A 433-nucleotide genomic window follows, 5' to 3' on the forward strand; every position below is an offset into this window, starting at 1 on the left:
GGCCACATTGACGCGCGGGTCGAGCGCGATCTCGGCCACCTTCGGGCTGTCGGCGGTGATCACGAACCACAGGTCACCGTCGAAGGCGACCTGCTGGGTGGCCAACGGCCGGCTGTAGAGTCGCCCGTCGACGCCGGTGGTGGTGAACATCGCCACCTCCACGTCCTTGATCAGTTCAGCCAGCTGGGCAATGTGTTCGGCGCGGGTCTCGGCCATGGTGGGGACTCCAGAAGTGGGGAGCCCCCATCAGACGCGGATCGGCCGCAACGGGCCGTGACGCGGTTGTTCAGCCCGCGTGGCGGCCATGCCAGGCGTTCATCGCCAGCTCGAAGGAACGCAGGCGCGCACGATGGTCATACAGGTTGGCAGTAAGCATCAGCTCGTCAGGCTTGTGCCGCTCAACGAAAGCGGCGATACCCTCGGCCACCTGCTG

1 protein-coding gene and 1 pseudogene are annotated in these 433 nt (G+C 66.3%); both read right to left on the minus strand.

The window, feature by feature from the left end; genetic code table 11:
* The coding region (locus tag A9K58_RS18785; protein ID WP_196769217.1) for a pyridoxamine 5'-phosphate oxidase family protein at positions 1 to 216 on the minus strand (216 nt) is incomplete at its 3' end.
* 70 nt (positions 217 to 286) lie between these two features.
* Positions 287 to 433: pseudogene (locus A9K58_RS19615) on the minus strand (LLM class flavin-dependent oxidoreductase); the annotation flags it as partial.

Origin of the sequence: Stenotrophomonas maltophilia (assembly GCF_001676385.1) — a bacterium.
Lineage (GTDB): Bacteria > Pseudomonadota > Gammaproteobacteria > Xanthomonadales > Xanthomonadaceae > Stenotrophomonas > Stenotrophomonas maltophilia_J.